The 8,174-nt window shown below is 32.3% G+C and carries 3 protein-coding genes; all 3 read left to right on the top strand.

From position 1 onward, the window contains the following. The coding region (locus tag A6733_RS04145; protein ID WP_176696765.1) for a ShET2/EspL2 family type III secretion system effector toxin at positions 1–1,824 on the top strand (1,824 nt) is incomplete at its 5' end. Between the two features lie 928 nt (positions 1,825–2,752). After that, entirely contained in the window at positions 2,753–4,747 is a 1,995-nt protein-coding gene (locus tag A6733_RS04140; protein ID WP_092460480.1) for a ShET2/EspL2 family type III secretion system effector toxin, read from the top strand. Positions 4,748–5,635: 888 nt separating this feature from the next. Next, positions 5,636–7,636, top strand: coding sequence for a ShET2/EspL2 family type III secretion system effector toxin (locus A6733_RS04135; RefSeq protein WP_092411239.1), 2,001 nt, complete (start codon positions 5,636–5,638; stop codon positions 7,634–7,636). Positions 7,637–8,174 lie beyond the last annotated feature (538 nt).

Raw genomic sequence — 8,174 nt, 5'->3', positions numbered from 1 at the left:
ATAGCTTTATACGTTTCTGAAAGCATTAAATACCATAATAAAGCTAAAAAACTTAGAGTCCATGATTTACTGGGAAGTACGGAATCAATAAGGAGAGCTGCTCCTGGTAATATTCATGATCTGTATGGTCAGATGTTAAGTAAATCATCTAATAGATATATTATAGTTTGCGATAGATTTGGTTGTTTTTTGCATGAAATTGCTACAAATACCGCTGTTAATAATCAAAGATTGTTTTTGTTGAGTAGTTGTAGCCATGTAATGGCATTAAGGGTTATTTGTAAATTAAAAACTGATCAATTAGGCAACAGTGAACGTAGATATGTAATTCATTTTTTTGATCCAAACAAAACTAATGTTGTTTCTCGTAGTGAAGTTAGTGATCCGAGTTCATTCTTGAATGAAGATAAGTTTTCTTTACGTAGGTTTATTGGTAATAATTATTACAGTGAATATTTTCAACGATTACTAGATGCTCCTGAAGAATGTGAATTAATGATCTGCGAATGTAGTGGTGATGATGTTGTAGGAAGCGAGTGTCTATCAAGATTAGAAACATTGTTACATGATGGTATTTCAGAGTGCGCGTTATACCATTTAATGGAGAAGGGAGTATGCAGTAAAAATATAATGATGATGTCTGAAAAACTATCTTTACTTCCTTCTAGTGTCAGAGAAACTGTTGTTTTAGGTAGAGGTAGTAATAATGTTTCAGCTTTGCATGTTGCTTTGTCTAATAATAATTATAATTCCATATTGGCATATTGTTATCTGTTAGACAATTTATCTGACGCTGAAAAGATAAAAGTATTGCCACGTTTACTTATTGCTAGTAATGAACGTGGAGAATCAGGACTTTTTTTAGCTGTGCAAGAAGATAAGGCTGATTCTATCTGTGCTTTTGCTAATTTGCTGGATATGTTGCTTTCGTTGAGGGTAGAAATACCTGCTAGTAGATTGGCTGATATTATATTTGATTTGTTAACTTCTAAGTCTAGTGGCATTGAACCTAGTACTGCATTGTTTATAGCCATGCAGGAGGGGTGTTCGTCTGCAATTGTTGCTTTTGGGATACTACTAGATAGATTAATTAGTCTTTCTTATGAAGTGCCAGCATCAGACATTGCTAAAATGATTTTTACTGTACTAAAATCTGATGATGGATATGTAAGTGGATTATTTATGGCTATGCAGGAGGGACGTGCATCTGCAGTTGCTGCTTTTGGTGGTCTACTCGATAGATTAATCTATCTTTCTGATGAAGTTCCAGCATTAGATATTGCTGGAATGATTTTTAATATACTTATGTCTGTCAACAGTAGAGGTATTACTGGACTATGTATGGCTATGCATAATGATAGGCCATCTACAATTTGTTCTTTTGGTAAATTATTGGAAAGATTAGTATCTTTGGGTAATTTGGTTTCTGGGGACCATATTGAAAGAATGGTGTTTGATATATTGTTTGCAGGATCCGGCCGTGGTAGTAATGGTTTATTTGAGGCTCTCAGAAATAATAATGTAGATTCTATCAGGGAATATTGTTCTCTATTAAGTATGATTAGCCAATCTAAGTGCCCAGATCTCTTGGCTGCCAAGGATTCTTGTGGAGTTACAGGCATATTGTTTGCAAATGAAGGAACAGTTGATTTTTACCTTAGTATATTGAGGGGATTTACTGTTGATGTGTTATCAGAATTGCTGTCTATATTAGAAGATACGAGGCATACAAATGAGTATGCAGAACTTGCAAGTGATGATGGAGCTAGGGCCTTAAAATACGAAGGTTTTCTTCTGCAATTAGGAGAAATTGTAAATTCATAATACGCTAAATCCTCAACTTTTGTTGTATCTAAGCACCGTAAATATTATCTCTGTAAACACTGTATTGCGATTTTAATTTTGGTCAATTATCATAATGATAATTGCGTAATTCGAGAATTATCTAAAAATAACTAAGCTTAATCTAGGAAGTAAAAGTTAGTATAGTGTGACTTTATTGTACTTATCATTAATTATTAGTACCGCTATTGCTACTTTCTTTGAAGATTTTTTACCCTCTACTAGGGAATAATAATTTTATATTATGTGGTATGTATTATATCTTTTATTGGGTTTGGGTGTTTTTTTATGTAAGTTTATTACAAGCACTAATATTAAATGTGTTTATTAGATAGCAGTGATGTAGCGTCTGCCGTTGTAGACAAGGCTAGTAGTAGATATTTTTTTTGTAATTGGGAGGTAAAGATTTTTATGTCGCGTCTGTATAGGTACGTATCATATAATATTTATCCATAGTATAACTGACACAATTATCTCTTTCTCTGGTGAGGTCGGGTACTTGCTTAACAAGCACATAGAATTAGTTGATGTTTTGGGTTGATGCTATTACTATATATAAATAGTAATTATAAGTAAGGTATTGATTAATTTTTTAATTATCCACTATCCACATGTAGTAATCACGATGGTGCTTCGTGACCATTGTTTATAGTTTTTGATAATGATCGTGATCGGGATAATTTTTTTATTTTATAATATTAATTAATTTATTAAGTTATATTAACTATACTTTGATTCTTACCATGTACACCTCGTGCTTACGTAATTTTTACATATATCTTTTGTGCATATGAGTAATATGAGTAAATAAATTATGAATATTATTGCAGTTGTTTTTTTTCTGGATTGGGTGACCTGCTTAGATCATTGCTACCTATAGTTATAAGTGTAAGTATTTTGGGGAGATAAGATGGCGTGCTTTAGTGGTTTTCCAGTACGGATTTCCTCTTTCTCTGGTGAGGTCTTGTCGTCTTCTGACAAGAGTGATCCATACATATCTTATAATAAGTACGTCAGTGAAATTGCTCCGTTAAACTCTAAGGTCCAGATAGATGGCAATAGTATTGTATGCTCTCAGTTATCAGCTATATACGTTTCTGAAAACATCAAACACCGTGATGATACTAAAAAACTTAGAGTACATGATTTATTGGGAAGTATGGAATCAATAAGGAGGGCTGCTCCTGCCAATGTTCATGTTCTGTATGATCAGATGTTAAGTAAATCATCTAATAGATATATTATAGTTTGCGATAGATTTGGTTATTTTTTGCATGAAATTGCTACAAATACCGCTGTTAATAATCAAAGATTGTTTTTGTTGAGTAGTTGTAGCCATGTAATGGCATTAAGGGTTATTTGTAAATTAAAAACTGATCAATTAGGCAACAGTGAACGTAGATATGTAATTCATTTTTTTGATCCAAACAAAACTAATGTTGTTTCTCGTAGTGAAGTTAGTGATCCGAGTTCATTCTTGAATGAAGATAAGTTTTCTTTACGTAGGTTTATTGGTAATAATTATTACAGTGAATATTTTGAACGATTACTAGATGCTCCTGAAGAATGTGAATTAATGATCTGCGAATGTAGTGGTGATGATGTTGTAGGAAGCGAGTGTCTATCAAGATTAGAAACATTGTTACATGATGGTATTTCAGAGTGCGCGTTATACCATTTAATGGAGAAGGGAGTATGCAGTAAAAATATAATGATGATGTCTGAAAAACTATCTTTACTTCCTTCTAGTGTCAGAGAAACTGTTGTTTTAGGTAGAGGTAGTAATAATGTTTCAGCTTTGCATGTTGCTTTGTCTAATAATAATTATAATTCCATATTGGCATATTGTTATCTGTTAGACAATTTATCTGACGCTGAAAAGATAAAAGTATTGCCACGTTTACTTATTGCTAGTAATGAACGTGGAGAATCAGGACTTTTTTTAGCTGTGCAAGAAGATAAGGCTGATTCTATCTGTGCTTTTGCTAATTTGCTGGATATGTTGCTTTCGTTGAGGGTAGAAATACCTGCTAGTAGATTGGCTGATATTATATTTGATTTGTTAACTTCTAAGTCTAGTGGCATTGAACCTAGTACTGCATTGTTTATAGCCATGCAGGAGGGGTGTTCGTCTGCAATTGTTGCTTTTGGGATACTACTAGATAGATTAATTAGTCTTTCTTATGAAGTGCCAGCATCAGACATTGCTAAAATGATTTTTACTGTACTAAAATCTGATGATGGATATGTAAGTGGATTATTTATGGCTATGCAGGAGGGACGTGCATCTGCAGTTGCTGCTTTTGGTGGTCTACTCGATAGATTAATCTATCTTTCTGATGAAGTTCCAGCATTAGATATTGCTGGAATGATTTTTAATATACTTATGTCTGTCAACAGTAGAGGTATTACTGGACTATGTATGGCTATGCATAATGATAGGCCATCTACAATTTGTTCTTTTGGTAAATTATTGGAAAGATTAGTATCTTTGGGTAATTTGATTTCTGGGGACCATATTGAAAGAATGGTGTTTGATATATTGTTTGCAGGATCCGGCCGTGGTAGTAATGGTTTATTTGAGGCTCTCAGAAATAATAATGTAGATTCTATCAGGGAATATTGTTCTCTATTAAGTATGATTAGCCAATCTAAGTGCCCAGATCTCTTGGCTGCCAAGGATTCTTGTGGAGTTACAGGCATATTGTTTGCAAATGAAGGAACAGTTGATTTTTACCTTAGTATATTGAGGGGATTTACTGTTGATGTGTTATCAGAATTGCTATCTATATTAGAAAATGTAAGACATACAGATGAGTATATAGATCTTGCAAGTGATGGTGATGCTGGGATCGTGAAATACGAAAGTTTCCTTGTGCAATTAGGAGAGGTTATAAATTCATAATACACTGAATTTGCGTTCTTGGTGTCTACTGTATTATTCCTATATTTATTATTGTTTCCTGAAATTTTGTTGTGTTTAAGCACCATAAATATTATCTCTGTAAACACCATATTAGTTTTAATTTTTGTTGATTGCCATAATGATAATTGTGTAATTTGATAATCATTTAAGAATAACTAAAATTAATATGCAAATTAAAAGCTAGTATGGGGGAACTGTTTTGTACCTGTCATGAATTACTAATACAGTTATTACTATTATCTGTTATTATAGCAAGTCTATGTCTAATTTTTAGAAGTTATTTTATTTAATGGATGTGGTGTTTTTTTGAAGGCTCATACACTCTATTAAAGCATGACAATTTGATATTATGTGGGATATATTATATTTTTTGGCTATTTTTGTGATTGTGTAACAAACACTATTATTACACATGTTCATTAGATAGCAGTGATGTAATGGTTGCTGTTATATGGCAAAGATAATGGTAAATATTTTTGTTTAATTGGATAGCAAGGATTGTTATGTATGTGGGTATATGTCATGTAATGTTTTACATATTAACTGGTGCTTTTCCAATGATGTTAAATACTTAAAAGGTACATAGAATCAATTGGTATTTTTGGCTGCATTATATATACATGGATAGTAATTATAAATAAGATATTGATTAATTTTTTCATAGTATTGATTAATTGAGTCATATTTTACTACACTTTGATTATTGCTATGCCGGCCTCGCGCCGGCATATCTTTTGCGCATGCATGCAGATAACTAAAAACTATACAAATTATTGAGGTTATTGCATTTATTTTTTTCTGATGATTATGTAACCTACTGGAGTTATTATCTATTTCCTACAGTTATAAGTATTTTGGAGATGTAGTATGGCGTGCTCCAGTGATTTCCCGGTACGAGTTTCCTCTTTCTCTGGTGAAATCTTGTTATCTTCTGACAAGAGCGAGCCATATATGTCTGATAAGCACGTCAGTGGTATCGCTGAATTAAACTCCAAGGTTCAGGTGGATGGCAAGGGTATTTTTTGCACGCATTTATCCGCTTTATATGTTTCTGAGGGCATTAAATGCCATAATAGTGGTAGAAAATTTAGAATTCATGATTTGTTTGGAAATATAGAATCAATAAGGAAAGCGGCTCCTAGTAATATTCATAGTCTATACAATATTTTGATAAATAAATCATCCAATAAGTATATTATAGTTTGCGATAGATTTGGTTGTTTTTTGCATGAAGTTGCCACAAATATTAATGTTAATAATCAAAGATCATTTTTGTTGAGTAGTTGTAGTCATGTAATGGCATTAAGGGTTGTTTGTAAATTAAAGACTAATCATCTGGGTAATGATGAATATAGGTATGTAGTTCATTTTTTTGATCCAAACAAGACTAATGTTACTGCTCGTAGTGAAGTTAGTGATCCAAGTTTTTTCTTGGACGAAGATAAATTTTCTTTACGTAAGTTTATTGGTAGTAATTGTTATGCTGAATATTTTGAGCGATTACTAGATGCTCCCAAAGAACATGAATTAATGGTCTACGAATGTAGTGATGGTGATATTGTAGGAAGTGAGAGTTTATCAAGATTAGAAACTTTGTTACATGGTGGTATTTCAGAGTGCGCGTTATACCACTTAATGGAGAGTGGAGTATGCAGTAAAAATATAATAATGATGTCTGAAAAACTATCTTTACTTCCTTCTAGTGTTAGAGAAACTCTTGTTTTCGGTAGAAGTAGTGGTAATGTTTCAGCTTTGCATATTGCTTTGTCTAATAATAATCATCATTCTATACAAGCATATTCTTATTTATTAGACAGTTTGTCTTATGATGAAAAGATAAGAGTATTACCGCAGTTACTTCTTGCTAGTAACGCAAGTGGAGAATCAGGACTTATTTTAGCTATGCAGGGAGATAATGCTGATTCTGTCTATGCTTTTGCTAATTTGCTAGATGTGTTGCTTTCGTTGAGGGTAGAAATGCCTGCTAGTAGATTGGCTTATATTATCTTTGATTTGTTAACCTCTAGGACAAGTAGTAATGATGGTAGTGGACTATTTATGGCTATGCAGGAGGGTAGTTCGTCTGCAATTGTTGCCTTTGGTAGCTTAATAGATGTACTAATTAGTCTTTCTAATGAAGTTCCAGCATCAGAAATTGCTGAAATGATTTTTACTGTACTTAAATCTGATGTACTAAAATCTGATGATGGATATGTAAGTGGATTATTTATGGCTATGCAGGAAGGACGTTCATCTGCAATTATTGCTTTTGGTAGCCTACTAGATAAATTAGCCTACTTTTCTAATGAAGTGCCAGCATTAGATATTGCTAGAATGATTTTTACTATACTTATGTCTGTCAACTATAGAGGTATTACTGCACTATGTATAGCTATGCATAGAGGTAATTCATCTTCCGTTTGTTCCTTTGGTAAATTATTGGAAAGATTAGTGTCTTTGGGAAATATGATTTCTAGAGATCATTTTGAAGAAATGATGTCTGACATATTATTAGCAAGCTCTTACTATAGTAGTGGTTTGTTTGAAGCACTTGAAAATAATCATGTAGATTCTATCAGGGAATATTGTTCTCTATTAAGTATGATTAGCCAATCTAAGTGGCCAAATCTATTGGCTGCAAAGGATTCTTATGGAATTACAGGCATATTGTTTGCAAATGAAGGAACAGTTGATTTTTACTTTAGTATATTGAAGGAATTTACTGTTGATGTGTTATCAGAATTGCTATCTATATTAGAAAATGTAAGACATACAGGTGAATATATAGAGCTTGCAAGTGATGGTGATGCTAGGATCATGAAATATGAAAGTTTCCTTGTGCAATTAGGAGAGGTTATAAATTCATAATACGCTAAATTTACGTTCTTGTTGTCTACTATATTATTCCCATATTTATTATTGTTTCCTAAAATTTTGTTGTATTTAAGAACCGCAAATATTATCGCTGTAAACACTGTAATTGTCATGATGATTGTTGTGTATTTTGTGTAAGTCTATTACAAGCACTAGTATCACACATGTTTATTGGATAGCGATGATGTAGAGGTTGCTATTGTATAGCAAGGGTAGCAGTAAATATTTTTGTGTAATTTGCTAGTAAAGATTGTGATATCGTATATTATTATATAGATGTATCTTATAGTATTTTTACATGTTAGTTGGCGTAATTATTTCTTTTGGCGGTGTTAAATAATTTAACTAGGCACGTAGAATCAATTGGTCTTTTGATTGATACTTAGTAAATAATTATAAACAAGATATTGATGAATTTTTAATCATCTGCTATTCACGTGTAGTAATTACGATGGTACTTTGTGACTATTTATAGCTTTTGATAATGGCAGTGTAATTTTTTCATAATGCTAATTAATTCATTGAGTTATAT

It is taken from the genome of Candidatus Ichthyocystis sparus (assembly GCF_900078745.1).
Classification (GTDB): Bacteria; Pseudomonadota; Gammaproteobacteria; order Burkholderiales; family 2013Ark19i; genus Ichthyocystis; species Ichthyocystis sparus.
The sequence above is the reverse complement of the archived record's forward strand: the minus strand, read 5'-3'. Positions and strand labels throughout refer to the sequence as shown.